Annotated in this window: 26 protein-coding genes and 3 pseudogenes; 12 read left to right on the top strand and 17 right to left on the bottom strand. The window is 71.4% G+C overall.

Translation table 11 applies throughout. The features are described 5' to 3' along the window. Positions 1 to 32 precede the first annotated feature (32 nt). The 3 genes from OG332_RS43450 (at position 33) to OG332_RS43440 (ending at position 3,482) form a co-directional block, all read left to right on the top strand. A complete protein-coding gene (locus tag OG332_RS43450; protein WP_327418603.1) occupies positions 33 to 2,393 on the top strand; it encodes a phosphoketolase family protein in 2,361 nt (786 codons plus the stop codon). Between the two features lie 88 nt (positions 2,394 to 2,481). After that, positions 2,482 to 2,724 (top strand): hypothetical protein, encoded by a 243-nt coding sequence (locus OG332_RS43445; protein WP_442816303.1) that lies wholly within the window; start codon positions 2,482 to 2,484, stop codon positions 2,722 to 2,724. A gap of 50 nt (positions 2,725 to 2,774) precedes the next feature. Beyond that, positions 2,775 to 3,482, top strand: a complete 708-nt coding sequence (locus tag OG332_RS43440) for a response regulator transcription factor (RefSeq protein WP_327418602.1) — start codon at positions 2,775 to 2,777, stop codon at positions 3,480 to 3,482. A 39-nt stretch (positions 3,483 to 3,521) separates the two neighbouring features. On the opposite strand, the gene OG332_RS43435 is transcribed toward OG332_RS43440, so the two are convergent. The 3 genes from OG332_RS43435 to OG332_RS43425 form a co-directional block, all read right to left on the bottom strand. Next, positions 3,522 to 3,815 carry a hypothetical protein gene (locus tag OG332_RS43435; protein ID WP_327418601.1) on the bottom strand — a complete coding sequence of 98 codons (294 nt, stop codon included), beginning with the start codon at positions 3,813 to 3,815 and terminating at the stop codon, positions 3,522 to 3,524. A gap of 993 nt (positions 3,816 to 4,808) precedes the next feature. Further along, the gene (locus OG332_RS43430; RefSeq protein ID WP_327418600.1) at positions 4,809 to 5,666 is read right to left on the bottom strand and encodes a universal stress protein; all 858 of its coding nucleotides are present in this window, start codon (positions 5,664 to 5,666) and stop codon (positions 4,809 to 4,811) included. Continuing rightward, positions 5,663 to 6,571, bottom strand: a complete 909-nt coding sequence (locus OG332_RS43425) for a universal stress protein (protein ID WP_327418599.1) — start codon at positions 6,569 to 6,571, stop codon at positions 5,663 to 5,665. The genes OG332_RS43430 and OG332_RS43425 overlap by 4 nt, the downstream gene beginning before the upstream one ends. A 301-nt stretch (positions 6,572 to 6,872) precedes the next feature. Here OG332_RS43425 and OG332_RS43420 point away from each other — a divergent pair, with 301 nt between their 5' ends. From OG332_RS43420 to OG332_RS43410, 3 genes are read left to right on the top strand one after another with little or no spacing between them, the layout of a single operon-like run. Further along, the gene (locus tag OG332_RS43420) at positions 6,873 to 7,541 is read left to right on the top strand and encodes a CBS domain-containing protein (protein WP_327418598.1); all 669 of its coding nucleotides are present in this window, start codon (positions 6,873 to 6,875) and stop codon (positions 7,539 to 7,541) included. 36 nt (positions 7,542 to 7,577) lie between these two features. Next, the gene (locus OG332_RS43415) at positions 7,578 to 8,447 is read left to right on the top strand and encodes a universal stress protein (protein WP_327418597.1); all 870 of its coding nucleotides are present in this window, start codon (positions 7,578 to 7,580) and stop codon (positions 8,445 to 8,447) included. Positions 8,448 to 8,489: 42 nt separating this feature from the next. Further along, positions 8,490 to 8,999 carry a hypothetical protein gene (locus tag OG332_RS43410; RefSeq protein ID WP_327418596.1) on the top strand — a complete coding sequence of 170 codons (510 nt, stop codon included), beginning with the start codon at positions 8,490 to 8,492 and terminating at the stop codon, positions 8,997 to 8,999. Between the two features lie 659 nt (positions 9,000 to 9,658). On the opposite strand, the gene OG332_RS43405 is transcribed toward OG332_RS43410, so the two are convergent. Continuing rightward, positions 9,659 to 10,129: a DIP1984 family protein gene (locus OG332_RS43405; RefSeq protein ID WP_327418595.1), complete on the bottom strand. Its 471-nt coding sequence runs from the start codon at positions 10,127 to 10,129 to the stop codon at positions 9,659 to 9,661. A 439-nt stretch (positions 10,130 to 10,568) separates the two neighbouring features. Between OG332_RS43405 and OG332_RS43400 the strand changes: the two genes are divergently transcribed. Then, positions 10,569 to 13,034: a bifunctional serine/threonine-protein kinase/ABC transporter substrate-binding protein gene (locus OG332_RS43400; protein WP_327418594.1), complete on the top strand. Its 2,466-nt coding sequence runs from the start codon at positions 10,569 to 10,571 to the stop codon at positions 13,032 to 13,034. Here OG332_RS43400 and OG332_RS43395 read toward each other — a convergent pair. The 3 genes and pseudogenes from OG332_RS43395 to OG332_RS43385 form a co-directional block, all read right to left on the bottom strand. Then, positions 13,007 to 13,158, bottom strand: a pseudogene (locus OG332_RS43395) (hypothetical protein); the annotation flags it as partial. The gene OG332_RS43400 and the pseudogene OG332_RS43395 overlap by 28 nt on opposite strands. Positions 13,159 to 13,391: 233 nt before the next feature. After that, positions 13,392 to 14,078: a helix-turn-helix domain-containing protein gene (locus tag OG332_RS43390; RefSeq protein WP_327418593.1), complete on the bottom strand. Its 687-nt coding sequence runs from the start codon at positions 14,076 to 14,078 to the stop codon at positions 13,392 to 13,394. A 5-nt stretch (positions 14,079 to 14,083) separates the two neighbouring features. Next, on the bottom strand, positions 14,084 to 15,160 hold the full coding sequence (locus tag OG332_RS43385) for a zinc-dependent alcohol dehydrogenase family protein (protein WP_327418592.1): 1,077 nt from the start codon (positions 15,158 to 15,160) through the stop codon (positions 14,084 to 14,086). On the opposite strand from OG332_RS43385, the gene OG332_RS43380 reads away from it, so the two are divergent. Beyond that, positions 15,159 to 15,989, top strand: a complete 831-nt coding sequence (locus tag OG332_RS43380; protein ID WP_327418591.1) for a CBS domain-containing protein — start codon at positions 15,159 to 15,161, stop codon at positions 15,987 to 15,989. The two genes, OG332_RS43385 and OG332_RS43380, sit on opposite strands and share 2 nt — an antisense overlap. Before the next feature lie 90 nt (positions 15,990 to 16,079). Here OG332_RS43380 and cydB read toward each other — a convergent pair whose 3' ends face one another. The 5 genes and pseudogenes from cydB to OG332_RS43355 form a co-directional block, all read right to left on the bottom strand. Continuing rightward, the gene (cydB, locus tag OG332_RS43375) at positions 16,080 to 17,069 is read right to left on the bottom strand and encodes a cytochrome d ubiquinol oxidase subunit II (protein ID WP_327418590.1); all 990 of its coding nucleotides are present in this window, start codon (positions 17,067 to 17,069) and stop codon (positions 16,080 to 16,082) included. Between the two features lie 26 nt (positions 17,070 to 17,095). Further along, positions 17,096 to 18,550: a cytochrome ubiquinol oxidase subunit I gene (locus OG332_RS43370; protein WP_327418589.1), complete on the bottom strand. Its 1,455-nt coding sequence runs from the start codon at positions 18,548 to 18,550 to the stop codon at positions 17,096 to 17,098. Positions 18,551 to 18,823: 273 nt separating this feature from the next. After that, positions 18,824 to 19,348 (bottom strand): gluconokinase, encoded by a 525-nt coding sequence (locus OG332_RS43365; RefSeq protein WP_327418588.1) that lies wholly within the window; start codon positions 19,346 to 19,348, stop codon positions 18,824 to 18,826. 78 nt (positions 19,349 to 19,426) lie between these two features. After that, positions 19,427 to 19,645, bottom strand: a pseudogene (locus tag OG332_RS43360) (glycoside hydrolase family 15 protein); the annotation flags it as partial. Between the two features lie 273 nt (positions 19,646 to 19,918). Continuing rightward, on the bottom strand, positions 19,919 to 20,368 hold the full coding sequence (locus OG332_RS43355; protein WP_327418587.1) for an SRPBCC family protein: 450 nt from the start codon (positions 20,366 to 20,368) through the stop codon (positions 19,919 to 19,921). A 631-nt stretch (positions 20,369 to 20,999) separates the two neighbouring features. Here OG332_RS43355 and OG332_RS43350 point away from each other — a divergent pair. Beyond that, a complete protein-coding gene (locus OG332_RS43350; protein WP_327418586.1) occupies positions 21,000 to 21,374 on the top strand; it encodes a cytochrome P450 in 375 nt (124 codons plus the stop codon). A gap of 181 nt (positions 21,375 to 21,555) precedes the next feature. Beyond that, a complete protein-coding gene (locus tag OG332_RS43345; protein WP_327418585.1) occupies positions 21,556 to 21,999 on the top strand; it encodes an STAS domain-containing protein in 444 nt (147 codons plus the stop codon). A gap of 561 nt (positions 22,000 to 22,560) precedes the next feature. Here the strand turns inward: OG332_RS43345 and OG332_RS43340 are convergent. Continuing rightward, on the bottom strand, positions 22,561 to 22,884 hold the full coding sequence (locus tag OG332_RS43340) for a plasmid stabilization protein (protein ID WP_327418584.1): 324 nt from the start codon (positions 22,882 to 22,884) through the stop codon (positions 22,561 to 22,563). A 91-nt stretch (positions 22,885 to 22,975) separates the two neighbouring features. Beyond that, positions 22,976 to 23,074, bottom strand: a pseudogene (locus tag OG332_RS43335) (SRPBCC family protein); the annotation flags it as partial. Between the two features lie 194 nt (positions 23,075 to 23,268). Here OG332_RS43335 and OG332_RS43330 point away from each other — a divergent pair. After that, positions 23,269 to 23,589: a hypothetical protein gene (locus tag OG332_RS43330; RefSeq protein WP_327418583.1), complete on the top strand. Its 321-nt coding sequence runs from the start codon at positions 23,269 to 23,271 to the stop codon at positions 23,587 to 23,589. 262 nt (positions 23,590 to 23,851) lie between these two features. Here OG332_RS43330 and OG332_RS43325 read toward each other — a convergent pair whose 3' ends face one another. The 3 genes from OG332_RS43325 to OG332_RS43315 form a co-directional block, all read right to left on the bottom strand. Further along, entirely contained in the window at positions 23,852 to 24,313 is a 462-nt protein-coding gene (locus OG332_RS43325) for a DUF5709 domain-containing protein (RefSeq protein ID WP_327418582.1), read from the bottom strand. A 117-nt stretch (positions 24,314 to 24,430) separates the two neighbouring features. Next, positions 24,431 to 25,051 carry an endonuclease gene (locus OG332_RS43320; protein ID WP_327418581.1) on the bottom strand — a complete coding sequence of 207 codons (621 nt, stop codon included), beginning with the start codon at positions 25,049 to 25,051 and terminating at the stop codon, positions 24,431 to 24,433. Between the two features lie 58 nt (positions 25,052 to 25,109). Further along, positions 25,110 to 25,463: a PRC-barrel domain containing protein gene (locus OG332_RS43315; protein ID WP_327418580.1), complete on the bottom strand. Its 354-nt coding sequence runs from the start codon at positions 25,461 to 25,463 to the stop codon at positions 25,110 to 25,112. Between the two features lie 400 nt (positions 25,464 to 25,863). On the opposite strand from OG332_RS43315, the gene OG332_RS43310 reads away from it, so the two are divergent. Then, positions 25,864 to 26,430: a hypothetical protein gene (locus OG332_RS43310; protein ID WP_327418579.1), complete on the top strand. Its 567-nt coding sequence runs from the start codon at positions 25,864 to 25,866 to the stop codon at positions 26,428 to 26,430. Positions 26,431 to 26,654 lie beyond the last annotated feature (224 nt).

Here is a 26,654-nt window from a genome sequence, read left to right as displayed (position 1 = left end):
AACGTTCCGGACCGCCGCACGGAGGAGCGGACATGACCGCATACCCCATCTCGGAGCTCGACGCCCACTGGCGCGCCGCCAACTACCTGGCAGTCGGCCAGATCTACCTCATGGACAACCCGCTCCTGACCGAGCCTCTACGCCCGGAGCACATCAAGCCCCGGCTTCTCGGCCACTGGGGCACATCGCCCGGCCTCAATCTCGTGCACACCCACCTGAACCACGTGATCAAGGAGCGATCCCTCGACGCCCTGTGCGTCTGGGGTCCGGGCCATGGCGGACCCGCCGTCCTCGCCAACTCCTGGCTGGAGGGCACGTACACGGAGACCTACCCCGGCATCACGCGGGACGCTGCGGGCATGGGCACGCTGTTCCGGCAGTTCTCCTTCCCCGGCGGCGTACCGAGCCACGTGGCGCCCGAGACACCGGGCTCCATCCACGAGGGCGGCGAGCTCGGATACGCCCTCGCCCACGCCTACGGAGCCGCCTTCGACCACCCCGGGCTGCTGGTCGCCTGTGTCATCGGCGACGGCGAGGCGGAGACGGGGCCGCTGGCGGCGTCCTGGCACTCGAACAAGTTCCTCGATCCCGTTCACGACGGCGCCGTCCTGCCGATCCTTCACCTCAACGGCTACAAGATCGCCAACCCGACGGTCCTGTCCCGGATCCCCGAGGACGAGCTCGACGCCCTGCTGCGCGGCTACGGGCATGATCCCCTCTACGTCACGGGCAGCGACCCTGCCCTGGTGCACCAGGCCATGGCGCGTGCGATGGACCACGCCCTGGACCGCATCGCCCTCATCCAGCGGGAGGCCCGCGAGGCGGGTACCGATCCGGGACGCGAGTACCCGCGCTGGCCGATGATCGTCCTGCGCACGCCCAAGGGGTGGACCGGCCCGGCGACGGTCGACGGCGACCCCGTCGAGGGCACCTGGCGGGCCCATCAGGTCCCGCTCGCCGGGGTGCGCGAGAATCCCGAGCACCTGAGGCAACTGGAGGACTGGCTGCGCTCGTACCGGCCGGAGGAGCTCTTCGACGCCGACGGCCGACCGACGGCGCAGGTCCTGTCCTGTGTCCCGGAAGGCGAGCACCGCCTCGGCGCCGTACCGCACGCGAACGGCGGCCGGCTGTTGCGGCCCCTCCCGCTGCCCGCGCTCGACGCGCACGCCGTCCCCGTCGACAAGCCGGGCCGCACCCTCCACGAACCGACCCGCGTCCTGGGGCACTTCCTCGCGCAGATCATGCGGTACACGGCCGGGCGGAGGGACTTCAGGGTCGTCGGACCGGACGAGACCGCCTCCAACCGGCTGGACGACCTGTTCGAGGCCACCGGCAAGGCCTGGCAGGGCATCACGGAGGCCACGGACCGGAACCTGTCGCGCGACGGCCGGGTCATGGAGATCCTGTCCGAACACGTCTGCCAGGGCTGGCTGGAGGGCTACCTCCTCACCGGCCGCCACGGCCTCTTCTCCACGTACGAAGCCTTCGCGCACATCGTCGACTCCATGGTCGGACAGCACATCAAGTGGCTGAAGACCTCGCGAGAGCTGTCCTGGCGGGCGCCGATCGCCTCCCTCAACTACCTGCTCACCTCGCACGTCTGGCGCCAGGACAACAACGGCTTCTCCCACCAGGACCCCGGCTTCGTCGACCACGTCCTCAACAAGAGCCCCGAGGTCGTACGGGTCTACCTGCCGCCGGACGCCAACACCCTCCTCGCCGTGGCCGATCACGCCCTGCGCAGCCGCGACCAGGTCAACGTCATCGTCGCCGGCAAGCAGCCCTGCTTCGACTGGCTGCCGCTCGACGAGGCCCGCAGGCACGTGACGCGGGGCGCCGGCGCCTGGGAGTGGGCGGGAACCGACCGAGGATCGCGCGAACCGGACGTCGTACTCGCCTGCGCCGGCGACGTGCCCACCATGGAGGTGCTGGCCGCCGCGGCCCTCCTGCGCGAGCACCTGCCCTCGCTGGTCGTCCGCGTCGTCAACGTCGTCGACATCGCCCGGCTCATGCCCCACGAGGAACACCCGCACGGCATGACGAACGCCGAGTACGACGCGCTCTTCACCACCGACCGGCCGGTGATCTTCGCGTACCACGGCTATCCGTGGCTGATCCACCGTCTCGCCTACCGCCGTACCGGCCACCCGAACCTGCATGTGCGCGGGTACAAGGAGTCCGGTACGACGACGACCCCCTTCGACATGGTCGTGCGCAACGACATGGACCGGTACCGGCTCGTCATGGACGTCGTCGACCGCGTACCCGGCCTCGCGGGCCGCGCCGACGGGCTGCGCCAAGCCATGGCCGACCAGCGGATTCGCCACCACGACTGGATCCGCAAGCACGGCACCGACCTGCCGGAGGTCGCGGACTGGTCCTGGCCGCACTGAGCACGTGCGGGCGGGCGGCCCGCCCGCGCCGTGGGGGCAACAGCGACGCCCTGGCGAGCTCGCGCCGGGAGTGGCCCTGGACTTCTCCGTGCAGGACGCCGTCGTCACCCTCCGGGGACCGGTGCGGGACCGGGCTCTGGTCCCGCACCCGGCCCGGGCGATCCGCGCCGTCGAGGGGGTCGTCGACGTCCGGATGGAGCTCGACGGGGCCGTCTCGACCCCTGAGTGGACCCGCCCTGCGGCAACGACGGTCGTCGACGCGCCCGCACCTGCCGGCCGGGGTCGGCCCGGAGCGTCGCCGGCTGAGCGGGTGCTTACGACCCCGTCCTGAGACAATCCGGGTGGAAGCATGCGTAGCGTCATCCGGACCAGGCGGCGAACATGTCCGACGTACCGAGCGCCTCCGCAGAGGCCCCCACCAAGGTGTTCCTCCTCGACGATCACGAGGTGGTCCGGCGCGGGTTGCGGGACCTGCTCGATGCCGAGGCGGACATCACCGTGGTGGGCGAGGCTGGCACCGCCGAGCAGGCCCTGGCCCGCGGGCCGGCGCTCCGCCCGGACGTCGCCGTCCTCGACGTACGGCTGCCCGACGGTGACGGAATCGCTGTCTGCCGCGAGCTGCGCTCCCGGATGCCGGACCTGGCCTGCCTGATGCTGACGTCGTTCGACGATGAGGACGCCCTGCTGGACGCGATCATGGCGGGGGCCGCCGGGTACGTGCTGAAGCAGATCAAGGGGTCCGACCTGGTGTCCGCCGTACGAACGGTCGCCACCGGGCAGTCCATGCTCGACCCGGCCACGACCGCCCGCCTGATGCACTCGCTGCGCGACCCCGAGGGCAGGGTGCCCGAGGACACCCGCCTGGCCGCCCTCTCCGAGCGGGAGCGTGCCGTCCTCGAACTGATCGGTGAAGGCCTCACCAACCGCCAGATCGCCAAACGGCTCTACCTGTCGGAGAAGACCGTCAAGAACCACATTTCCCGACTGTTGGGCAAACTGGGGGTCGAGCGGCGGGTCCAGGCAGCCGTCATTGCCGCACAGGTCCACGACCAAGGGCACGCAGGTGAGGGGGCATCCCCGAAGCACTGACCTGCTCGCCTCGCGCACGCCGACCGGGCATCCCCGCAGCTAGAGCATGGAGATGGCCGGCCAGGGGGCGAAGGGGACCGCTCCCCCGGTACGCACGGCTTCGACCGCGCACTGGTGCACCGCGCGGCCGACTTCGGGCGTCGGGCAGGGCACGGGACTGCCCGTCAGGGTGCACCACTCGGACGCGCCCACGTACTGCACGGCTACGTGCGCCTGCTCCGGCTCCCACGTGGTGCGCACGGTCAGTTCCCCCGTGAGGGTTCCCGCCTCACCCGTCAACACCCCGCCGGGTCCGGTGAATACGCCCGTGGTGGTCCATGTCGTGGATGCCATGTCGGATCACCTCGCATCAGGACTGCACATCGGCCTCTGCTCGTCATGCTGCCCGAGCCGGGCCGGCCCCGCACAGGGCCATGCGGTCCCTTCGTGCGGGTCCGCTCGGCCCTCCCGAGGTCCACTGTCCCGGATCTGCGGCGGGGGCGCCATCAGCACGCGGTCTGACGAGATCTCCGACGGCGGCGCCGAGCACGTCCGCCGGAGGGCGAGGGCCCCGATCGCCGCAAGGCGACGTGGCCCCCAGGATCCGCGGTTCCGCTGATCCGGACACGGGCCGAGACCGAAGGCGGACTGGAACCAGAAGGCCCTTCACCGCCGCCCGGGCACATGGCTCGGTCGACGGTGGCGCTCAGTCCAAGGGCCGGGCGAGCGGCACCCACCACTCGAGGCGGGTTCCCGACTCACCTGCCACCCGTGTGCCGACCTTCACGCTGCCGCCGAGCTCGTCGGCGCGCTCCGCGAGATTGCGCAGGCCGCTGCGTCGGCCGCCTTCGGCCAGGCCTGACGGCCTCGAGGAGGCCGTTCAGCCGGTCCCGGGTGCCCCGGACCTCGTCCATGCGCACCTGGAGCTCATCGAGCAACTCGTCCAGCCGCAGCCGTGGCACGCCGCCTTGGCCGGGCCGGCCGTCTGCGCCCGTGCCATACCTCCGGCCGACAGGAACGGTGGAGGACCACCTCTTTCACCGCAGTCCCGGCAGGAGCGGAATTCCCTCCCGGCAGGGTGCTACTGCTGCATACGGTCTGTGGAATGCGCTCCGCGTGGGACGGGCGGCGAGGAATGCCGCCAGGGCGAGCCCTGTGCCGGACCGGCCGACGGGCTCGGTGCCGGCAGCGACTGCGGCGCGGGAACGTGCAGGGCGCCATCGCATGGAGAGCGGAAGCTGCCACGGAGGCGGAGGAAGAGGTTTCGCGCGGCGCACAGCCGGGCCCGTAGGCCCGGAGCTACGCCCGGCCGGCCCGCGGGGGCCGTGGGACAGCTCACGGCGGCCTTCATTCCGTCGGTACGGTGATCACCGGGCAGTGCGCCCTGTGCAGGAGGCCGTGGACGACGGAACCGAGCCGCATGCCCGTGTATCCGCCGCGGCCGCGTCGGCCCACGATGACGGCCAGGGCGTGCTCGGCCGCACGCGCCAGCTCCTCGACGGGGTGGCCGGTCAGGACCTCGTGGGTGACGTGCACGTCGGGGTACTTGTCCGAAAGGCCGGCGGTGGTCTCGGACAGCAGGCTGCGCTGGGCGCGCAGAGCCACCTCCTCGCCGTCCAGCATGATCACCGGCCGCTGCCACACGCAGACGACCCGAAGCGCGGCCCCGCGCAGATCGGCTTCGTCGAAGGCGAACGCCACCGCGGCCGTGGCGGACGCGCTGCCGTCGATGCCCGCGACGACGTACGGCGGCTGCTGGCTGATGTGCTCCGCGTCGCCCACGACTACGACGGGACAGCGGGCCTGGGCGCTCACGGGGACCACGATGGATCCGGCACTGAAGAACTCCGCGGTGCGGCTCAGGCGCCGGGAGCCGAGCACGATCAAGCGGGCTTCCTTCGCCGCGCCGCACAGGGAGGGGGCGGGGAAGCCTCCCAGCAGGTCGCCGGTGACGTTCACCTCGGGGTGCCGGTCGCGCACCCAGTCGCAGGTTTGTTCCAGCCTGTCGGCTCCCGCCCGTCGCAGAGCCATCTGACCGGGGGTGCCGTCCACGTGCCGAGTGTCGTGCCGGGGCGGCACCGCGAGCACCAGACGCAGGGGGAGCCGACGACGCTGCGCCTCGTCGGCGGCCCAGGCCAGGGGCAGGTGCCAGTCCCTGGCCGGATCGATTCCGACGACGATGTCGCGATCCCGGAGACCGGTCATGACCGGTCCCCGAAGTCGCTGCCGGTACGCGGGATGAGGAGGACGGGGCAGTGCGCGTGGTGAAGCGTGCTGTGCGTGGCCCTGCCCAGGTTGCGGCCGAACCCGAGAGCACCGGGGACACGGCGGCCTCCCATGACGAGCAGGTCGGCGTGACGGGACGCCTCGACCAGGACACCGGCCACGGAGACGCTCTTCTCGGCGTCGGCCCGCAGTTCAAGATCGGGGAACTCGTCGCGGACCGCGTCCGTGACGGCCCGGAGAACCTCTTCGTGGCCGCCCGCGATCTCGTCCACGCCGTCGAGCATGCTCACCACCTCGCCGACGGACTGGAGCACGTTCCACACGTGGAGCAGCCGGAGAGAGGCCTTGTGCAGCTCGGCTTCGCGGGCGGCATACCGCGCGATGAGGAGGTCGTGCTCGTCGCGCACGGCTGCGAGGACGGTGCCGGTCGCCTCTGCCCCGTCGACGCCTCGGACGACGATGACGGGGGTCATGGCGGCAGCCGCGACGTCCAGGCCGACGGAACCGAGCATCAGGGAGTTGAAGCCGCCCAGACCACGGTTGCCCACCACGACCGTGCCGTGCAGGGCGCCGGCCCGGTTCAGGCTGCCGGCGGCGTCCGCGCGGCTGAACTCCGTACTCACGCGCAGCCCGGGGTACTCGTCCGTCACGGCCTTCGCCGTGTCGTCCAGGAGTTGTCGGCCGTTTACGTGGACCCGTTCGACGGTCTCCGCCGACAGGTACAGGGCCCTGCCGTCGGTGTCGGCCCCGTAGACGATGTGCAGGGGGCGGTCGCGGCGCACGGCCTCCCCCGCTGCCCACATGGCGGCAGCACGGGCCGTATCCGAGCCGTCCACGCCTACGACCACCGTGCTTGTGTCCGGGGTACGGAATGTGCTTTCCACGGTTCCTCCCAACCGAGAAGCCGATGAGGGACACCCCTCACGCTGACACCGGCAGCGCCCCGGGCAGAGGGCCGCCCGGGACCACGATCGGGACCAATGGTCCCCATCGCCCCGGCGCCGCCCCCTTTCCCCGGCGCGGCCCCCTTTCCCCGGCGCGGCCCCGTTTCCCCGGTGCCGCGTAGCCCTTATGGCCCCGGGACGGGGCCGTTCGGCCCTCGATCGTCGGCGGGCACCGGCGGATGGTGGGGATCATCCGACTCAGACACAGACCTCACGTGGCACGGCGGAGCAGGAGGACGTGATGAAGCACATCAAGGTGACGGATCTGATGACCGACGAAGTCGTCGCCGTGGCTCCCGACACCACCTTCAAGGATGTCGCCAAGCTCCTCGCCCAGCACGGCGTCTCGGGGCTCCCCGTCCTGGACGACGAGGACCGTGTGGTGGGCGTGGTTTCGCAGACGGACATCCTGGCCCACTCGGCGTCGGCCCCGCACGCGGCGCAGCAGACCAGCCCACCGGCAGGGCCGCCCACGGCCGGAGACGTCATGTCCACGCCCGCGGTCACCGTCCACGCCGAAGAGACGGCCGCTGACGCCGCCCGGCTGATGACCCGCCGGGGCATCGAGCGGCTGCCCGTCGTGGACGAGGAGGAGCGGCTGGTCGGCATCGTCACCCGCAGGGACCTGCTGCGCCTGTTCGTCCGCCCCGACTCCGAGATACGCCGACGAGTCACCGACGAGGTCCTCACAGAGGTACTCGGCGTACCGACGGGCGACGTCGACGTCCACGTGGTGGACGGCTTCGTCACCTTGAACGGCCTCGTCGAGCGCCGGAGTCAGCTGCCGGCGCTCCTCAGCCTCGTCGAGCGACTCGATGGAGTCGTCGCCGTGGCATCGCACGTCGGGGCCCGAACCGACGACACGCCGGCTGCGCACGCCGGCCACGCCCGCCATGCGCAGCCGTGGTGAATAGCGGCGTCGACCCGCAAGAGAAAGGTTGCATCCATGCCACACCACGTAACCGTCGGAGTCGACGGCTCCCCCGAGAGCCGGGCAGCCGCGCGCTGGGCCGCACAGGAAGCTGATGTCAGGCACGTGCCCCTGCGCCTCGTCCACGCCGTCGACTGGCCCCTGGACCCGGTGTTCCCCGGTCTGGGCCGCCAGGACGTGGATCGCTGGGCCGATCAGGCGCTGACGGAGGCGGTGGACGAGCTGCACCAACGCCATCCCCGGCTGGAGATCACGACTCGCTGCCTGGCTGCCCGGCCGGCGGCGGCCTTGGCGTCCGAGGCCGCCGACGCCGGACTGCTGGTCCTGGGCTCGCGGGGCCTGGGCGGGCTGGTCGGGTTCATCGTCGGCTCAGTGGCGCTGTCCACCCTGGTGGCGACCGGCACCCCGGTCGTCATGGTCCGGGTCGCCGACGACCCGGACAGCCCTCGGATCGGTTCCGGCTCCGAAGTGGTCCTGGGGGTCGACATTCACGAATCGTGCGACCGTGTGCTCGCCTTCGCCTTCGAAGAGGCGGCCCGGCGCAACTGTGTGCTGCGGGCCGTGCACGGCTGGAAGATGCCGACCGCGTACAGGTACGTCCCGTTCTTCGACCCGGACGCCGAGCAGGACATCGGCCGCAGCGTCACGCACATGGTGGACGACATGCTGCTGCCCTGGCGGCACAAGTTCCCGGACGTGGACGTCAGCCACAGCGTGTTCATGGGATCCGCGGGCGACCATCTCGTCCGGGCCTCACACGGCGCGCAACTCGTCGTCGTCGGACGCCACCTGCGCCGCTCCCCCCTCGGCACGCACCTGGGCTCTGTCGCCCACGCGGTCCTGCACCATGCTGCCGCTCCAGTGGCGGTCGTCGCCCATGAGTAGGGGTGGCCCACCGGTGCAGCTGTGTGCGGTGGGCGGTGTGCGGTGTCCGGCAAGGCCGGCCGCCCAGACGGCTGGAACGGCGACGGCCGCTTGACCGGCGGCATCGGCCGCGGTGACCTGCTGAAGGTCTACCTGCGCCCAGATCTCGGGCTGGTGCGGGACGTAGAACACCGGGAGGACATCGATCCGCTCGTCCGGGCGGAGACCTCTGCCTGGGTCTCCGATGCGCATGCCTCGATCGGAGCACGCCGTGACGGCATTCCCCCCGTAGCTTTCGGCCCGCGCAGCTCCGCAGGCCCCTCCCCCGTACGCGACTTCGGCCGGGACCGTCCTGCGGCGGATCGCGGCTGGGCCGTCTTCGAGAAGCGGCCGCAACTGGCCCTGCTCGGCTCTTCGACGGACACGCGAGTCGACTGGCTACGGGCCGGGCAGGCGCTGGAGCGTGTCCTCCTCCAGGTCCAGGCCACCTCCGGCGGTCTGGCCACCTCGATGGCCTCTCAGCCCCTGGAATGGCCGGAACTGCGGTGGACGGTCCGCGACCGGTCGAGGTGATGGGCCAGGTCCAGATGGTCCTGCGCCTCGGCTACGGACCTCACGGGCCCGGAACACCCCGCCGCCCCGTCACCGACGTTCTGGAGATCCGAGAGTAGGCACCCCTCAGGGCCCGAGGTCTCGGCGCTGCATCACCAGATGAGCGGATACCAGGCCCAGCACCCCGGCACCGACCGGAATGCCGAGCCCGGACCAGGGCGTCGCAGGGCGCGTGGCAGGGGAACGGCAAGCCGGCGCACCCGGGGACCGACAGGGAATTGCTCGGCGGCTACGTCCGGCCGGCTGATCGAAATGCCTTCCCGCGTTCCGCCCCTGAGCGGAGGCGCAGGCACGGAGCAGGTCATTTGACGGCAATGCGGCGGCCTCGGCGAGACCACGCCGAGGCCGCGCACGACACGGCGCCCGGACCGGGAGCGTGAGCTCCTGGGCCGGGCGCCGTCCTGCGATGCGGATGCCCCGAACCCGCCCTCGTCACGATCGGATCTGCACGTGGTGATGAGATGTGCGCGATGCGCTGTGACTCGTCACGCTGCTGAGCTGCACTGTCGTCTCGGGAGTCGAACCCGATGCGCTGCTCTCCGCGCGCCAGCCGGGCCGGTAACCGCCGGCCCTCGGTTGTGCACGCCTCCGGAGTGACTACCTGCTCCACATCGCGGGTCTCAGTCCAGGAGGTCGGCCTCCCAGTTGGTGCGCTGGATGCGTACGTCGATCTCACGGATCTCGCGGGCGGCGTCGTCGGCCTGAGCGCGCAATTCGGCGACGGGCAGCGCCGGAAGCACCATCAGCTCGGAGCGCAGCTGGCGGCCGTGGCCTCGTTCCCCGCTGCCGGCGGCTGCGTCGGCAGCCGAGGTGAGCACGGAGTGGCGCAGGCGCAATGTGTCGCGGCGGGCGAGGGCGTCGGTGAGCGTGCCGTCGGCGCCCATGTCGACGGCGGCGTTGGTCCGGTTGATGCGCCGGATCAGGGACTCCAGGGTGGTGAGGGTCTCGGTGACCTCGGCGAGCAGTACGGCCGGGTCTTCAGCGGGGGTCTCGCCCTCTTGGTGGCGGGCGTTGGCCACGATGCGGGCCCTCAGCTGCTCGACGCGGCGAGCCGCCTCGGCGCGATTCGCCAGTGCTTCGCCGAGCTTCATTGGGGTGGTCCGTCCCTCGGTGCTGTTCGTCGTGCGGTACTGCTGCGCTGATCACCCTACGTCAGGTCACGAGCCGGCCCGCCGAAGCTCCACGCAGCGACCCGCATCAAGATCGCTAACCTGCGGCACCGGCAAGCGCCATCGCTCCAAGGGCCTTCCGGGAGGGCGAACCAGTCTGGCTGAATGCGCCGTCGGAGGCGGAGATCGCTGAGCCGGCCACTCCCCCGCGGGAGCACCAGGCCGCCCCGGCCCCTTCTACGCCGCCCACTCGAATCCGCGGTCGGCCAGCGTGCGGGCCTCTGACCCAGCCGTAGGGCAGGCGTTGCGAGCCTTCCGGGACACTTCAGCACCGATAGCCAGGGCCTTGGGGGTCGTGATCACCATGAGGGGTGATCAAGCCAAACTTCCGTCACCTGATCGGCTCAGCAGGATCTAGAGTGTGCGCGTGACCGAGCAGAATCCCGAACTCATCGCCGGCCGGTACCAGCTGGTCGAACGTATTGGCCAGGGCGGTATGGGCCGGGTCTGGCGTGGCTTCGACCAGCGCCTCTTCGGACGCGAGGTCGCCGTCAAGGAGATCCTCTTCCCGCCGGGCATGGAGGACGGCGACCGCGCCGCGCTGCTCCGGCGGTTCATCGGCGAGGCCCGCGCAGCGGTCACTCTCAGCCACCCCGGGATCATCACCATCCATGACGTCGTGGAGCACCGCGGAGCCCCCGTCATCGTCATGGAATTGATCCGCGGGCAGTCCCTGGCCGACGCCATCCGCAGCCGGGGCCGGCTGCCCGTACAGCGGGTGGCCGAGATCGGCGCCGCCATGCTCGACGCGCTGGCCGAGGCGCACGGGGCGCGGATCATCCACCGCGACATCAAGCCGGACAACGTGCTCCTGACCAAGGACCGCGTCGTCCTCACCGACTTCGGCATCGCCCACCTCGCGGACGCCACGACAAAGCTGAGCCACAGCGGGATCGTCATCGGGACGCCGCAGTACATGCCGCCGGAGCAGCTCGAGGGCAAGCGCCCGACCCCCGCCAACGACCTGTGGGCGCTCGGCGCCACCCTCTACCACGCCGTCGAGGGGCACCCGCCGTTCGATGCGGAGGGGCTCCACGCCCTCGCCGTGGCCGTGTTCACCCGCCCGCACCGGCCGCCGGTCCACGCCGGCCCGCTGGCGGCCGTGCTCGACGCACTCCTCACCAAGGACCCGGCGCAGCGCGTGGGCGCGGCGGAAGCGGCCGAGATGCTGGCGTCGGTGCTGCGGTCCTCCCCGCCCCGGGCCGACGCATCCGCGGGGAACGGGCCGGGGCACGGGCCGGGGCACGAGTCCGCGCCTCAACCCGAGCCCGAGCCCGTGCCCGGTCCCACACCTCTGCCCGATCCGAGGGCGACCCCCGTACCGGCACCGGACGCGGCGGCGGAGCACATTTCCTCAGCGGCGCCGGAGCAGGCACCATCGACGACGCCGTCACCGCAGATCCCCACGGTCCTGGACTCCGGGTCCGCGGCCGGCGCCCCGCGGCGCCCCGTGCCGGACCGGCCGGCCGGCGCGCCCGTGCCCGTACCTCCGGCCGAAGACCCGGTCACGCATCGGGCGACGGCCAAGACGGAGCACGGCGAGCGGGCGTCCGCCCGGCGGCGGGCCCTCACCCGGCGCTCCGCGGTCCTGGGCGCGGCGCTGGCCACGCTCGCCACGAGCTCTGTCCTGACCTGGACCCTCACCCATGACGATGACGCACCCCGCGGCGGCGGGGCGGCCGGCAGCGGCTCGGGGGCCTCCTCCGTCACGGTGGTGATCGGGGTGGACGCACCGCTGAGCGGTGGGCTGTCCTCAATGGGCGTCGGTATCAGGAACTCCGCCGACCTGGCGGCCAGGACTGCGAACGAAACCGGGCATGTTCCCGGCGTGAAATTCGAGATCAAGGCCCTGGACGACGGGGCCGACCCCGCCAAGGGTGCGCCCAACGCCGCCCGGTTCGTGTCCGACGAGAAGGTGCTGGGGGTCGTCGGACCCCTCAACTCCGGTGTCGCCCGGACCCTGGTGGCACCGCTCGAGCGGGCGGACGTGGTCAACGTGTCACCGGGCAACACCGACCCTGTGCTGACGCTGGGCCCCGACTGGGCCTCCGGCACCAAGTCGCGTCCGTACTCCACCTACTTCCGCACCGTCGCCACGGACGTCGACCAGGGGCCGTTCGCCGCCCGGTACCTGCACGGCGCGGCGAAGAAGACGAAGCTCTACGTGGTCGACGACGCGAGCGCCCACGGAACCACCCTCACCTCCGGTTTCACGACCGAGTTCACGGAGCTCGGCGGGACCGTCGTCGGCACCGAGCAGGTCGATCCCGCGGAACGCGCCTTCGCGGGCCTCGCCGAGAGGGTGCGGTCCGCAGGCGCCGACGCCGTCTACTTCGGCGGCTACTACGACACCGCAGCGTCGCTCTCCCAACAGCTCAAGCAGGCGGGGGTGAACGTCCCGCTGATGGGCGGCGACGGCATTTTCGACCAGCAGTTCCTCACGGCGAACCCGAAGGCCGAGGGTGACCTCGCGACCAACATCGGCGTACCCGCCGAGGAGTCGGCGGCAGGGCAGGACTTCCTCGCCCGGTACCGGAAGGCGGGGTACCCGGAGGCGGCCGGCTGGTACGGCCCCTACGCGTACGACGCGACCTGGACCCTCATCGATGCGGTGAAGGCCGTCGTGACGGCCAACGGCGGCACCCTCCCCCACAACGCCCGGGCGAAACTGCCGCAGGCCGTGGCGCGGCTGGCCTTCGACGGTGTCACGGGCCGCGTCGCCTTCGACGGGCACGGTGACACGGTCAACCGCAGGCTGACGGTGTACACGGTGAACAACGGCAGCTGGGCGACCGTGACGATGCCGGGTACGGCGGCCTCGGGGTAGGCCTCGTGGTCTCGTCCGGGCCGACAACGCCCCGGATCCGATAGCGGCCGAGGTCGGTGTCCCAGGTCTCGGCGCCGGCCCAGAAACGTGCGATGCACAGGAGGAGTTCGACGCCCGAGCCGTGCGGCAGGTCGATGTGACGTGAGGCGAGGAACGCCTACGTCGTCGCGACGGGACCTGCCGTCGACGAGGTCCCGGTAGGCGCGGGCGGCATCGAACGGACGCGGTGGTCGGTCGGCGGGAGACGGCTGCCATGGCGTGGGCAACCGTCGAAGGTCGCCTTCCAAGCGGCCGCGTGGCGGACCGCCGTGGCCAGGGGTCCTCCGTCGGTGTCGAAGACGACCGCGCCCACTTCGCTCATGACTCGTGCACCACGCGACGGCCGGTGAGCCGGACGGGAGTGAGTTTCATCCAGTGGGTGCGCGGGCCGCCGGCCCAGGGCTGGGCCCGGGCCGTGGCCGTCAGGTGCTGGATCTCTTCGGAGTCCGAGACGGCTTCCAGTTCACCCACGGCAAGGACGCTCCAACCGCCGGCGGTGACGTCGTCGATGTTGTCGATCTCGAAGGCCGCCTCTGTGCCCGCCGCTCTGGCCGCGATGGCTTCCACAGCGGTGCGGAACGCGATGTCGGGGCCTGCGATCAGGTAGTTGACCGGGAGGACGGCCGGCCCTTCGGGGGTGAACACGGCGATGCGTCCCACTCCGTGCGTACCCAGCAGCGTTCGGCACTCGGCCTCCTCCAGCGGGACCAGCGCGGTGTCTCGGCGGGCGGCGGAACGGCCCCGGACCCTGCCGGCGCTCGCGCCGGTCAGGTCATCGACCGTGATGCCCAGGGCGTCGGCGATGCGGACGAGGGTACCGATGGCCGGCGAGGCCGCGTGCTCCTCCAGATAGGCGATGTAGTTGCCATCGGCTCCGCACTGGTGGCCCAGTTCGTCACGGCTCAGGCCGAGGGCGGTGCGGCGGGCCGCCATGCGGCGGCCGAGGTCGGTGCGTCCGGCCGTCTCGCCGGACTGCTGAGGGTGGATGCTCGGCGTGCTCTTCACGGCACTCACTGCTCCTGGGGCGGTACGGCCACCGTGTCGTGCGGCGTTCCGCCCAGTACGACTTTGAGGGCGCCGGTGTCGCCGGCGCGCGAGAAGACGTCGTACGCCTCCTCCATCTGGTCCAGCTCGAAGCGGTGGGTGACCATCGCGGCGCCGGGGAGGCGGCCTGCGGCCATCATGCGCAGCAGCATGGGGGTGGAGTGGGTGTCGACGAGGCCCGTGGTGATGGTGACGTCCTTGATCCAGAGGTCTTCGAGGTGCAGCGTGGCGGGCTTGCCATGGACGCCGATGTTGGCGACGCGTCCGCCGGGGCGGACCATGCGGGTGCACATCTCGAACGTCTCGGGCAAACCCACGGCCTCTATCGCCACGTCCGCGCCGAGACCGTCGGTCAGGTCCTCGACCAGCCGCTCGGGTTCCTCCCGCGCGCTGGCCGTGGCATCGGCACCGAGGTCCCGTGCGGCCGCCAGGCGGGAGGCGGCGAGGTCGACGGCGATGATCCGCCCGGGGCTGTAGAGCTTCGCGGTGGCGATGGCGGCCAGGCCGATGGGTCCGGCACCGACCACGACGACCGTGTCACCGGGGCGCACGTTCCCGTTGAGCACACCCACCTCGTAGGAGGTCGGGAAGATGTCGGCGAGGAGTACGGCATCGTGGCTGCTCACGGCGCTGGGGAGGGGGTGGACGGAGAGATCGGCGAAGGGCACGCGGAGGTATTCGGCCTGGGCGCCGTCGATGGTGTGGCCCAGGACCCAGCCGCCGCCTCCGCGGCACTGGCCGTAGCGGCCCTCGCGGCAGAAGCGGCAGCGGCCGCATGCGGAGATGCAGGAGACGAGGACGCGGTCGCCGGGGCGGACGCTGCGTACGTCGCCGCCGATCTCGACCACGGTTCCGACGGCCTCGTGGCCGAGGATGCGGCCGGGTGTCACTTCGGGTACGTCGCCCTTGATGATGTGCAGGTCGGTGCCACAAATGGTGACGGCGTCGACCCGGATGATCGCGTCGGCGGCGTCCTTGATCGCGGGGTCCGGGACGTCCTGCCAGGAGGTCTGTCCGGGACCTTCGAAGACGAGTGCCTTCATGACTGCGGCCTCTCTGTCTGCGCGGGAAGGGGTCACCGCCAGGCTGTGCCCACATGCTTCCCTGCCGCTTGGGCCGGTCGGCCCCCGCAAGGGGACCGGTGGGGTCTCTCTGTCGCGTCGTGGCGGATGCGACGGTGGAATCCGGCACCAGTCCCGAAAGGAGGGCCGCTGCCATGTCCCAGCCGGCCCCGCCTCCCGCCCCCGTCCGGCACTGCTGAGATTCCTCGGTGTCCGGACGGTCACCGGCAGCAAGTTCCTGATCGAGGGCGACCACGCCCGGATCCTCGTCGACTGGGGACTCTTCCAGGGTGTCGCGGACCTGCGCCGCCGCAACTGGGACAAGCTGCCCTGCGACGCCTCCGACATCCGCGCCGTCGTCGTCACGCACGCCCACCTGGACCACTGCGGCTACCTCCCCCGCCAGGTCCGGCACGGCTTCCGCGGCCCCATCCCGGCCAGCGCCGCCACCGCCCGCCTCGCCGAGATCGTCCTCCGCGACAGCGCCCGCCTGCAGATGGAGGCGGCCGAGCACGCCAACCGGAACGGCTGGTCCAAGCACCGGCCGGCACGCCTCATGGCGGACCGCCACGTCAAGCGGCTCCCGGTCGTCGACGCCGACGGCAGGCTCCTGGGCATCGTCAGCCGCGCCGATCTCCTCAAGGTGTTCCTCCGCACCGACGAGGAGCTGGCCGCCGAGATCCGGCACAGCGTCGATCGAGCGGCTGTGCCGGACCGTGGACGGGGTGACCGACGTGGCTCAGCACCTCGGCTACGCGATCGACGACAGGACCACGGCGTGAAGCCGTCGGACCACTTCGCGAAGGGATGAGGAAGAGCCCCCTCAACGTCGCGTCGTCGCAGGCCTCGACGGAACCCACGACGGTTCCACCGAGGCCCAGGACCAGCCCGCGGCTGCCCTTCATCGGTCGGCGGAGATCCGCTGGCGGAAGACGTGGTAGGTCCAGCCCTGGTAGACGAGGACGACGGGGAGCAGGACGAGGGCGACGACGGTCATGACCTTGAGTGCGTAGGGGCCGGACGCGGTGTTGTGGACGGTCAGGTCGAAGGCGCTGTCGGTGCTGGAGACCATGACCCCCGGATAGAGCTCCGTGAACAGCGATGCCACGGTTGCGGCCATCGCGAGGGTGGTGGCCCCGAAGGCCCAGCCGTCGTGGCTGCTGCTGATGGCCCAGGCCGCGGCGGCGACGGCCAGGACGGCGGCGAGTTCGACGAGGTTGACGAGGATGCCCCGGTCGGCGAGGGAGCGTGTCCAGAAGACGAAGGCGAGGACGACCAGGCCGACGGGCAGGACGGTGCGGCGGGCGAGCCGGTGCGCCCTTTCGCGGATCTCGCCGCTGGTCTTGAGGGCGAGGAAGGTCGCGCCGTGCAGGACGCAGAGCACGGTCAGGGTGATGCCGGTGAAGACGCCGTAGCCGGTGAACAGGTCCGCGAAGGTGCCCGCGTACTCCTGGTCGCCGCCGATGGGTACGCCGTGCAGCAGGCCTCCGAGGGCGATGCCGAGGACCAGTGGGACGGTCAGGCTGCCGGCGGTCAGCAGGACGGTCCAGGTCCGCCGCCACCCCGCGCCGTCGACGCGGTCGCGGTACTCGATGGCGATCCCACGGACGATGAGTCCGGCCAGCAGGAGGACGAGGGCGAGGTAGAAGCCGGAGAAGAGGGTGGCGTACCAGCCCGGGAAGGCGGCGAACATCGCGGCGCCCGCCGTGACCAGCCAGACCTCGTTGCCGTCCCATACCGGTCCGATGGTGTGGAGTACGGCCCGTCGGCCGGCTTCGTCGCGGGAGAGCAGTCCGTGGAGCATGCCGACACCCAGGTCGAAGCCCTCCAGGACGAAGAAGCCGGCCCACAGAACGGCGATGAGGATGAACCAGAGGGTGGTGAATTCCATCGCGGGCCTTCCGGCGGCTGGGGACCTCAGTAGGTCATCTCGGGGGCGGGCTGGTCGTCCTGCTCCGTCGGGTCGCCGCCCTTGCGTGCGTGGCGTGTCATCAGCACGGCGGCCACCACGGTCAGTGCGGCGTAGAGGAGGAAGAAGGCCACGATGCTGATGGCCACCTCGGCGGTGCTGACGGAGGAGGAGACGCCGTCCTTCGTCAGCTGGAGGCCCTGCACGATCCAGGGCTGGCGTCCGTTCTCGGTGAGGAGCCAGCCGGCGGTGTTGATGAGGAACGGCATCGGCACGGCCCATACCGCTGCGTTGAGGAACCAGGGGGAGTGAGCGAGTCGTTTGCGCCGCAGCAGCCACAGGCCCCACACGCCGAGGAGGAGGGCGAGTACGGCGAGGTAGGCCATGACGCGCATCGCCCAGTACTGGATGAAGACGTTGGGCACGTAGTCGCCCGGGCCGTATTGCTGCTGGTACTGGCTGTTGACCTCGTTCAGACCGAGGACCTTGCCGTTCCAGTGGTTGGTGGCCAGCAGGGACAGCAAGTGGGGGATCTCCAGGATCTGCGTGGGCGTCTGGTCGTTCTTGCCGCCGCCGATCTGGAACAGGGAGAAGGAGCAGGGCTGGCAGGTCTCCCACTGTGCCTCGGCGGCGGCGATCTTCATCGGTTGGTACTTGCCCTCGGTCACACCCAGTTCGCTGCCGACGAGCATCGCGAACAGCAGGGCGGGCACGAGGACCAACAACGGCAGGCGGGCGGACAGCCGGAAGGCCGCGCCCGAGTCCTTCGTCGTGTGCGGGTCGCCCACGTCGTCGGCACCGGCCCCGTCGTCGGCACCGGCCCCGTCGCCTCGGAGGTCGTTGCGCAGGTGCCATGCGGAAACGGCGAGCATGACCATCGAACCGGTGATGAGCGCGGCCAGCAGCACGTGCAGGTAACCGCGGAGGAAGACCGGGTTGGTGAACAGCGCCCACACATCGTTGAGCTGCGGCCGGCCGGTGGACGGGTCGATGGCGTAGCCGACCGGATTCTGCATCCAGGAGTTCGCCGCCATGATGAACAGCGCCGACAGTGCGCTGCCGGCTGCCACGGCCCAGATCGTCGCCAGGTGGACGCGCTTGGACAGCTTGTCCCAACCGAAGATCCACAGGCCGAGGAAGGTCGATTCCAGGAAGAAGGCCGCGAGGCCCTCCATGGCCAGTGGGGCGCCGAACACATCGCCCACCGTGCGGGCGTAGCCCGACCAGTCCATGCCGAACTGGAACTCCTGGACCAGGCCGGTCACCACGCCGACGGCGATGTTGATCACGAGCAAGGTCCCGAAGAACCGCGTCAGCCGCAAGTACTCGGCCCGCCCGCCCCGGTACCAGGCGGTCTGGAGCAGGGCGGTCAGCAGGCTCAGCCCGATGGTCACCGGGACGAACAGGAAGTGGTAGATCGACGTCATCGCGAACTGCAACCGCGCCAGATCCAGCTGACTCATCTGTCCACACCCATCACGGCAACGCAGGCTGTTCCTCAGCAGCCCACACAAGCAGACCCGGGCCGGGGCGGCCGACGCGCCGCACCCCGGACGGCCGCAGCCACCCGTACGGCTCAACCGCTCATGCTGACGCTCTCGTCCCTCATCCGGCGGAGCGAACGGAGTCCCCTACCTCCCTGCGTTCTGGCGCGAGATCGGACCGTACCTGCCACCCCGCAACGCAAGGCGCAGTGACCGTCCCCGTAGGCGGCCTCCCGTAGACGGAGGGTGCGCTCATCGGGCCGCGGACAGGGCCTTCACCGCCTCGTCGACGATGGCCTGCGGGGTGGCGCCGGCGTCCACGGTCGTTCCCGGCTCGTCCGGTCGCAGTGGTTCGAGGGCGGCGTACTGGGACTCCTCCAGCCGGGCGCGCATGAAATGGCCCGTGCGTCTCTGGACCCGCTGCCTCGCGATCAGCGGGTCCAGCGCCAGGTGCAGGAACCAAACCCCGGCGCCCGCCCTGCGGAACTGGTCCCGGTACGGGTGTTTGAGAGCCGAGCACGCCACGACACCGCCCCGGCCGGAGTCGGTGGCTTCCTTGATCCAGTCGGAGAGGGCCGTCAGCCACGGTCGGCGGTCCTCGTCGTCGAGCGGTCGGCCCGCGGCCATCTTGGCCCGGTTCGCGGCCGGGTGGAGGTCGTCCGCCTCCAGGAAGGGCAGCGCGAGCCGCCGCGCGAGCAGGGCGCCCACGGTGGACTTGCCCGATCCCGCGACACCCATGACCACGACGACGGTGGGCACGTCGGGAGCCGTAACCATGATGCTGCTCCTCAGAGGACGGCGAGGTCGGCCGCGTCGGCGAGGGGCCGCCTGCCGGGCGGGATCCGTGACCCCTGCTCAGCGTCCGTCCACGGCGTCCAGTGCCTCGTCGAGGGTGATGGCAGCCATGATCAAGGACAGGTGTGTGAACGCCTGCGGGAAGTTGCCCAGTTGCTCTCCGCTGGGACCGGCCTCCTCGGCGAACAGCCCCACGTGGTTGGCGTAGGTCTGCATCTTCTCGAAGGTGTACCGGGCCTGGGACACCCGCCCCGCCCGCGCCAGCGCGTCGACGTGGAGGGGTGACCTGTGCGCCGGAGCTGCCGCATCACCGGTAGCGCGGCTGGCGCAACGCGCTGAGGCCTGCCACGAGCAGGACGAGGCCGAAGACGGACCGGCTCGCCCACCGAAGGCTCGTCGCCCTGGCCGGGTGAGGGCCGGTCGCTGCCGTGGCCGGACGCCGGGACGTCGGGACGCCGGGCGTACCGGCGGCCCCCGTGCGGCGTTCCCGCTCGGCGGCCGTCGGCTGCTGCTCCCCAAGAATGCCCGGCCCGGGGTGATGCAGGGCAGCGGTCAGACCTGTCCACGCCATTGGCCGGTGGCCGTGCCGCGGTCTTCGATGAAGTGCTTGAAACGCTTCAGGTCCCCCTTGACCTGCCGGTCGACGAACCCCAGCTTGTCACCGATGTTCTCCGCCATACCGTCCGGGTCGAAGTCCATCATCAGCGTGACCTCGGTGTGGGCGGGGTCGATCGGCCGGAACGTCACCAGTCCCGACTGCTCGGTCTCACCGCCGACGGTGACCCAGGCGACCTTTCGATCCGGGATCTGCTCGGTGATCTCCGCGTCGAACTCCCGCTCCACCCCGGCGATCTTCGTCACCCAGTGCACGAGCGTGTCCGTGCGCTGCTCGATCCGCTGCACCCCGTCCATGAACTCCGGGAACGACTCGAACTGCGTCCACTGGTTGTAGGCCGTCGTCACCGGCACATCAACCTCGATCGATTCCTTCACCTGCGACATCAGAGAAGTCCTTTCGACTGCTGTTCCGCGGCCGTGGCCCGCGGCGGTCGGTTCATCCCTCCCCCACGCCTCCGCACCTGCCCGGGCTCCGCCACGGCAACCACTCGCCGGGAGCGACGGGGGCGGCGTGTCCGTAGCAGCCGGCCCAGCCCCAGTGGCGGCATCCCGGAAGGGCAGGGCGCGGCCCAGGGCTGCCCGGGGTACGGCCCCGTCGCGGCCGGAAGGCCGGACCGCACCCCGGTACAACGCCCCTACCCGCCCCGGTCCGCCGCAGTCCGTCCCATCCCTCCCCACTGAAACGGTGTGCCGGGCCGGCCGGCATCGCCCGGTCCGGACTGGCGGTGACGCCCGGCCCACCGGATCACGCTTCGGCGCCACTTGCGCAGGGCGGTGAGGAGTGGGCGGGCTTTCCTGAGGGAAGCGGGGCCGCGGGGGGGCCTGCCAGGGTTCTCCTTGAGGAGCCGGTCGAACGACATCAGGCCCACCGTCGCGGTCGCCTGGTTCGCCGCGTTCGCCGCCCACGCGCTGCACCGCCGGCCCCACCACCGGGACCTGCTGCGCTCCGACGCCGCGGGGCCTACGCGACGGCGTTCGCACACGAAGTACGGCGCTTCTACCCCTTGCCCCCTTCGTGGGCGGACTCGCGGCCCGGGACCTGACCCGGCACGGCGACGACATCGCGAAGGACTCGCTCGTCCTGCTCGACCTGTACGGCCAGAACCACGACCCCGACCTGTGGGAGCACCCGTACCGCTTCGACCCGCACCGGTTCGCCGCCGCCGGGGGCTCCCGGAATCCCCTGGACGACGACCTCGTCCCGCAGGGCGGCGGAGACCCGGCCCACGGTCACCGCTGCCCCGGCGAGGACATCACCGTGACGGCGCTGGCGGCCATCGCCGGGGAACTCGCGCGCCTGGACTACAACGTCCCCGACCAGGACCTGACCATCCCCCTGTCCCGCATCCCGACCGGGCCGCGCAGCGGTTTCGAGCTGCGCCCGGCCTGAGGGTCCCGGCCCCGTGCCCCGTGCCCCTGCCCCCTGCCCCTGCCCCTGCCCGGAGCCTCCGAGACCGCGAGCGCCATGCGACGGCGCAGGCTCCGCACGCCCCCGCGCGCCCACAGGAATGCCGGGCAGTCGGCCGGGTAATCGCTTCGGTGACCTCCACTTCTTGTCGAGGTGAGACGCCATGGACTGCGACTTCCACATCACCGAGCGGCGCTACGGGCCCACCGTGCACCTGGCTCCGGCCGGCGAGTTCGACTGGGATGCCGGCCCGGTGTGGGACGGGGTCCAGTCCAGGATCGACGAATCCGTCGACGTGGTCGTGTGCGACATGGCGCTCGTCCGGTTCATGGACGTGTCCGGCCTCACCCGCCTGATCGCCTTCGCCGACACGCTCCGTGCCCGGGGAACCACCCTGTTCGTCGTCAACGTCCGGACCCAGCCGGCTCACGTCATGGACCTCTTGGACGACCTCGCGGAGCCCGGCGGCTCTTTCACCGGCGGCCCGGCCGACGTACCGACCGCAGCCCTGCGCCGGACGCTCACCGATCGCGCCACCGCCATCCGGAACCGCGCCGACGACGGGCAGAGGCCGGTAGGGCCACGGGACGCACGGCATTCCGTCTGAGTTCCGCCCCGCCAGGCAGGGGATCTCGCGTTCGCCCGCATCGGCGCGCTTCCGTGTCCCCTCAGCGGTAAGCGTGTCCCCTCAACGGTAGGGCGGGAGGAAGGGCCGGCGGGTTTCGCGCGCTCCGACCGTGACGCACCGAACCGGGAAGAAAGGGACACGTAATGAAGAACTCCGGCCATGTGGACATCGATGTCGCGGAGCTGGAGGAGGTCTTGCGCGAGCGGGTGCACGGTGAGGTGCGATTCGATCCCGGCAGCCGGGCGGCGTACTCCACGGACGCGTCCAACGACCGGCAGGCCCCGGGAGCCCGAGGACCCCGGCCGCGCCCACAACCTGTGGCATCCGCTCGGCGGCCCGGGCGGCCGCGACCGCGGCGCCCACGGGGCCTTCGACGCGCGCTGCCCGCAGCTGTGGCCGTCCCGGTACCCCGCGGTCCCGTCGGTGGCCCTCGCCGCGGCGGCGGGTGCTGCGGCGGCGGCCCTCTGTGCGCGGCCCGGCGACGCGGCGTCGGACGCCGCTGACGGGCGGTGCTCAGGGCCGCCGCTCGGGTCCCGGGATTCAGTGGCCGAGGGCACGCTTGAGTTCGGCCTTGTCCATCTTCGAACGGCCCTCGATGTTCCGCTGCTTCGCCTCGTTGTACAGCTGGTCCTTCGTGGGGCCCTGCGAGCCGCTGTGGGAGCGCTGGCCCCCGCGCTTGGAGGAGGACATGTCCTGGAGGGACGACCGGCTCGCGGTCTTCGACTCCCCGGAGCGGGCCCGTTCCTTGTTGACGGTGCGCGCGGCGATCTCCTTGGCGCGCTTGGTGCTCTCGCCGCGCTGCTCGGCGCTCTCCTTGATGTGCTCGTACTGGCGTTCGCGCTTGGGGCTGGAACCGCGGGGCATGGCCACTCCTCGATTCGTCACGTGCCGGTCCGGTGGCGGATCCACCGGACCCGCACGGCGCCTGCCCGGAGGCGGAACCTCTCACACTCCCTCAGCCGGCCCCGCCGTCGACGCGGAGGCGCACCTGCTCCTCCAGGCGGGCGAGGCTGCTGTCGAGGGCGTCGTTCGCCGCCTGCTCCCCGGGATCGGTCTCCCCGGTGAGGAAGTGGCAGGCCCAGATCCGGCAGGGCCCCTGCATCGACGCTTTCAACCAGGGCATCCAAGTCCACGCCATCGACCTCGAAGCCGCCCGGGAACGGTGGCCCGAGTTCGTCCCCCTCGCCCTCGCCGCCGGCTGCCAGAGCGCCCACGCGGTGCCCCTGATCGCCCGGGGCCAGAGCATCGGTGCCCTCAACCTCCTGGGACGAGGACCGGGAAGCGGCTGTCGACACCGTGCACCGCATGTGGCCGGCCGAGCACCTGCCCGGCGAGCTGAACCAGATCCTTCCCACACCCGCGCACTCCGAGCAGGCGACCGAGCTCGTCACCCGACAGCAGGTGTCCGAATCCGTACCGTGCGGCCCGGACGTCGAAGAGCACGCCGATGCCGTGCGCGCGTACGTGGCAGCCGGATTCGACGAGGTGTACGTCGGGCAGATCGGCCAGGGCCAGGAAGACTTCTTCGCCGCTTACCGAGCCAAGGTCCTTCCCTCCCTCCGCGGCTGACGTCGCCGCCGGGACGGAACACGCCGCTCCGGTACCGCGGCTCCGCAGGAGCGCCCTGAGCAGATCACGCGGGCGGCAGATCACGCGGGTGGCCGGTACCGCCCGGCAGACACGCCCCGGCGGAATCGCCCTGCGGCTCATGCCGCACACCACCCACACCGAACAGCTCTCGGCCGGTCCCTCGCCGCCCGGCCGCGCCTACCGGCGGCCCCGCGACGGGGTCGCACGCGTCAGGACGGCCACCTCGCATGCGGGTGATCCGTTACGACTCCGCCTCGTCGGTGTCCGGGACGACGTGCATGGCCGCCTCTTCCGCAGACGCCGCCCCCGCGTCGATGCCGACGTCGTGCGCGAGGACGTTGTTCCGGTGGGGGGAGGCGGTGGCCGGGGCCAGCCGTCCGGCTCGCTCCGCGCCCGCCTGCGGGTCGACGGGCTCGCCCTCCCCGTCTGCCAGGTCCCCGATGCCGTCGCCCATCGGGGGCGCCTGCTCGGGTTGTTCCCGGGCGAGGCGGTCGTCGAGGCTCTCACCCCTGTGCTGTCCCTCGGCCGTGGTGTCGTCGCGTTCGCTCGCGTAGGGCCGCTCGGGCGGCGAGTACCCCTGGTCGAGCTGTTCGTCCGTATCCGGCGTGCCGAGGCCGTCGTCCATGTCGGGCTGGAGTTCGGAGGGCTCGTCCCCGGGCTGGGGCTGGTAGACCTCGTCTCCACGGGCATCGTTCTCGCTCATGGCGCGTCCTCTCGTCGTCGCGGCACCGCCCGGCGGAACCGCGGCTCTCCCGGCGCCTCCCCGCAATCGCACCGATCACACGCCGTGCCGTTCCGGGACCTCGTCGGACGGATGCCGTCAGGACCGCGGGGAGGAGAGTTCGGCGCGGACCAGGGCGGCCGCCAGCCTGGGCAGGTCCTCGGTGCTCACGAGCCGCGCCAGGCCCTCGGGGCTCCGTGGGAGCCCGAGTCCGGCAGCGGCGCGGCGGGCCCTGCGGTCGAAGGCGGGGCGCAGCTCGGGCCACACGCCTTGGGCCTCGCGGCAGAAGATGTCGGCGCCCACGGGTCCGATCCGCGGAACCTCCTGGAGCAGTTCGCGGATGCGGTCGGGGTCCTCCTGGCCCGCGCTGCGCAGTTTGCGCAGGTCTCCGCCGTACCGGTCGAGGACGAGCTCGGCACTCTTTCCCAGTGCCGTCGCCGTACCTTCGTCGTAGCGGCGGTAGTGAGCGCGGCCCAGCGCGTCCACCCTGTCCTGCCATGAGGACGCCGCCATCGCCCGGGGCGTGCGCCACCCCGCGGCGTACACCTCGCGGGCAGCGGCCACCGCGATGTCGGCCTGGATCCGGACCGAGAACAGCAGGCACAGCGTCAGCAGCTGGTACAGCGGCATGGGCGTGTTCCCCATGCGGATGCCCGCCTCCTCGGCATGGGTCCGCCCGTGCTCCGCCAGCAACTCCTCCACGATTGCGCGCTGCGTCATGTCGGACCTCGCTGTCGTCCGGCCGGTCACGGCTCCGGGGCAGTGTCCCGCACGGCATCTACATGTGGGGTTGCCGGTAGTAGCGGGCGAACTGCTCCAAGTAGCCGGGCTCGCCGGAGCGCTTCGTCTCGTCGAAGTCGGGCGCGTCCTTGATCTGCTGCTTGGTCCGGTCGACGTAGACCTTCTCCTCGACCGTGTCGATCCGTCGGATGGTTCCCGCGGGGAGCAGTACGTGCCTGCCGAAGATCCAGACCCCGGTGTCGACGACGACGTGGGAGGCCCCCACGTCCTCGGAGTGTTTGTCGATCTTGCCAATGCCACCGTCCGTGGCCTCGACCTTGTAGCCGATCAGGTCGATCCCCTGACGATGGCCGACGTCCTGCCCGTAGCCCCACCTACTGGCCTCCCTCATGGCTCCCGCCTCGCTTATCCCTCGTCCCTGCCGCCCTTCGGACCCGTCCAGTGCCGGCGCCCCGTCGGCGGGTCGCGCGGAGGCACCCCTCCCCCACCACCCTGTTCGTCCATGGCGTCTCATCGTGGCCGCTGCCCGTTTCCCGACGGGCGAAACGCACCGCGCCGGCCGGCCGCGCGGTGGCGATGCACGCACCAGGGCAAGCGGACTGCGGCGCCCAGGGGCAGGGCGCAGCCGTGTGTCGAGCCTGTGAACGGGAAGACGCCGGTACGGGCGCCCGCGGACCGACCCGGGAAGGAGCGGCGCCATGGAACACCACCTGCTCGCGGAGAGGACCGAGCCGCATCCGGCTCCAGTCGCCGCCACAGTCCACCCACCACGACAGATCGGAGATGTGCCCATGAAACGCACCGCCCCTGATCCCCGCCACCTGCTGGGCATCTACCTCAATGACCATCTCGCCGGGGCGGGGGCCGGAGTCGCCCTCCTCAGGCGGACGGCACACGCCCACCGCGGCACCGACGCCGGGCCGCGCCTGGCGGCCCTCACCGAGGAAGTCGCCGAGGACCGCGACAGCCTGCGCGAGATCATGACGACGCTCGACCTCGCCGTGAACAACCTCCGCGTCCTCCTGGGCGTCGCCGCGGCACAGACGGGGCGACTGAAACCCAACGGCAGGGTGTTCTCACGCTCGCCCCTGAGCGACGTCCTCGAACTGGAGGCGATCCGGGTGGGTGTCGAAGGCAAGAAGGAACTCTGGCGGACCCTGCACGCCCTGGCCCGCTCGGATCCGCGCCTGGACGCCGAGGTCATCGGCAGGCTGCTGAGACGCGCCGAACGCCAGGCCGACACCCTGGAGACCCTGCGGCTGACCGCCGTGGACCGCGCCTTGCGCAGCGACCCCCAGCACGCATCGGCTGCTTCCCGCCGGGGCCGCCGGCGGACGGCGCAGGCGAAGTGGGCGTGATGAAGATCGTGGTGACCGGGCTCCACCCGTCACCGACCTCTGCCGCCAGAGCTCCGCAGCGTTGCGGACCGAAGAGCAACCGCGCGGATTCCGCATGCACGCCAGAAAGACCGAGGTGAGGAGGCCCCTCGTGCACAGGAACGGAGAGCACCCCGACGAAGCAGGACAGCGCGGCCACGGAGCAAGTCCCAGGCTGCCCGACAACGGGGCCATGATCGACGAGC

Source organism: Streptomyces sp. NBC_01233, assembly GCF_035989305.1.
In the GTDB taxonomy this organism is placed as follows: Bacteria; Actinomycetota; Actinomycetes; order Streptomycetales; family Streptomycetaceae; genus Streptomyces.
Note: the sequence above shows the minus strand (reverse complement) of the source record. Positions and strands in the feature narration are given on the sequence as shown.

Bases quoted from the DNA above. Each gene is read 5' to 3' on its own strand.
- OG332_RS43450 (WP_327418603.1), top strand. From the start codon at position 33: ATGACCGCATACCCCATCTCGGAGCTCGACGCCCACTGGCGCGCCGCC.
- OG332_RS43440 (WP_327418602.1), top strand. From the start codon at position 2,775: ATGTCCGACGTACCGAGCGCCTCCGCAGAGGCCCCCACCAAGGTGTTC.
- OG332_RS43435 (WP_327418601.1), bottom strand. From the start codon at position 3,815: ATGGCATCCACGACATGGACCACCACGGGCGTATTCACCGGACCCGGC.
- OG332_RS43430 (WP_327418600.1), bottom strand. From the start codon at position 5,666: ATGACCGGTCTCCGGGATCGCGACATCGTCGTCGGAATCGATCCGGCC.
- OG332_RS43420 (WP_327418598.1), top strand. From the start codon at position 6,873: ATGAAGCACATCAAGGTGACGGATCTGATGACCGACGAAGTCGTCGCC.
- OG332_RS43415 (WP_327418597.1), top strand. From the start codon at position 7,578: ATGCCACACCACGTAACCGTCGGAGTCGACGGCTCCCCCGAGAGCCGG.
- OG332_RS43405 (WP_327418595.1), bottom strand. From the start codon at position 10,129: ATGAAGCTCGGCGAAGCACTGGCGAATCGCGCCGAGGCGGCTCGCCGC.
- OG332_RS43380 (WP_327418591.1), top strand. From the start codon at position 15,159: ATGACTGCGGCCTCTCTGTCTGCGCGGGAAGGGGTCACCGCCAGGCTG.
- OG332_RS43385 (WP_327418592.1), bottom strand. From the start codon at position 15,160: ATGAAGGCACTCGTCTTCGAAGGTCCCGGACAGACCTCCTGGCAGGAC.
- cydB (WP_327418590.1), bottom strand. From the start codon at position 17,069: ATGGAATTCACCACCCTCTGGTTCATCCTCATCGCCGTTCTGTGGGCC.
- OG332_RS43370 (WP_327418589.1), bottom strand. From the start codon at position 18,550: ATGAGTCAGCTGGATCTGGCGCGGTTGCAGTTCGCGATGACGTCGATC.
- OG332_RS43365 (WP_327418588.1), bottom strand. From the start codon at position 19,348: ATGGTTACGGCTCCCGACGTGCCCACCGTCGTCGTGGTCATGGGTGTC.
- OG332_RS43355 (WP_327418587.1), bottom strand. From the start codon at position 20,368: ATGTCGCAGGTGAAGGAATCGATCGAGGTTGATGTGCCGGTGACGACG.
- OG332_RS43345 (WP_327418585.1), top strand. From the start codon at position 21,556: ATGGACTGCGACTTCCACATCACCGAGCGGCGCTACGGGCCCACCGTG.
- OG332_RS43340 (WP_327418584.1), bottom strand. From the start codon at position 22,884: ATGCCCCGCGGTTCCAGCCCCAAGCGCGAACGCCAGTACGAGCACATC.
- OG332_RS43325 (WP_327418582.1), bottom strand. From the start codon at position 24,313: ATGAGCGAGAACGATGCCCGTGGAGACGAGGTCTACCAGCCCCAGCCC.
- OG332_RS43320 (WP_327418581.1), bottom strand. From the start codon at position 25,051: ATGACGCAGCGCGCAATCGTGGAGGAGTTGCTGGCGGAGCACGGGCGG.
- OG332_RS43315 (WP_327418580.1), bottom strand. From the start codon at position 25,463: ATGAGGGAGGCCAGTAGGTGGGGCTACGGGCAGGACGTCGGCCATCGT.
- OG332_RS43310 (WP_327418579.1), top strand. From the start codon at position 25,864: ATGAAACGCACCGCCCCTGATCCCCGCCACCTGCTGGGCATCTACCTC.